The organism is Hydrogenovibrio sp. 3SP14C1 (assembly GCF_029625905.1).
Lineage (GTDB): Bacteria > Pseudomonadota > Gammaproteobacteria > Thiomicrospirales > Thiomicrospiraceae > Hydrogenovibrio.
This window is the reverse complement of sequence record NZ_JARTLM010000021.1, coordinates 1-734: the sequence shown is the minus strand read 5'-3', so window position 1 is coordinate 734 and position 734 is coordinate 1. Positions and strand designations below refer to the sequence as shown.

General features: G+C 38.3%; 1 protein-coding gene and 1 tRNA gene. Both read left to right on the top strand.

The window, feature by feature from the left end; translation table 11 throughout:
- Positions 1–199 precede the first annotated feature (199 nt).
- Positions 200–403, top strand: a complete 204-nt coding sequence (gene csrA / locus P8629_RS11460) for a carbon storage regulator CsrA (RefSeq protein WP_278166263.1) — start codon at positions 200–202, stop codon at positions 401–403.
- 124 nt (positions 404–527) lie between these two features.
- A tRNA-Ser gene (locus P8629_RS11455) sits at positions 528–619 on the top strand.
- Positions 620–734: the final 115 nt, after the last annotated feature.

The window sequence follows — 734 nt, the reverse complement described above, 5'->3', positions numbered from 1 at the left end:
TTGGGGAACTGAAAAGGTAGCTCATTAGCTAACCTTTTTCTATTCCTAGGTGTTGCACTTGCTTGTTGAATCTATGTGTCTAAATTTTTAAAAAAGTATGTCTTATTCTGTTTTGTTGAATTTATTGAGATTAATTAAACTTGGGCTATGATAAAATTAAGCTATTGTATTTATATGACGGATTAAAAAAGGATTCAACATGTTGGTATTAACACGTCGAGCAGGAGAGACGTTGATGATTGGTGATAATATTAAAGTGACGGTTGTCGGAATTAAAAGTGGTCAGGTGCGACTCGGCATTGAAGCACCAAAAGAAGTTCAGATCCAGCGAGAAGAGTTACTTTTGAAAAACAACCAAGCTGAAAATGTAACGGCTGAGTCCTTAGATATTGAGAATGATTAGTGCTAATTAATTTCTTGATTAAAAAAACGAAATCAATGGGTTTTCGATGTTTACAACCTTGCTAAATCAAGGTATCATACGCGCCACATTAGCACATTAAAGCACTCTGCTTTGATTCCTATACGGTGAAGTGGCCGAGAGGCTGAAGGCGCTCCCCTGCTAAGGGAGTATAGGGTTTATCCCCTATCGAGGGTTCGAATCCCTCCTTCACCGCCAGTATTCAAAAAACCCGGCTTAGCCCGGGTTTTTTTATGCATACATTCAACTCGTAAGTGCAACGTTCTTATTCCAAAACACCTCATTTGGTGTTTTGTATCCTAAACACTTTCTG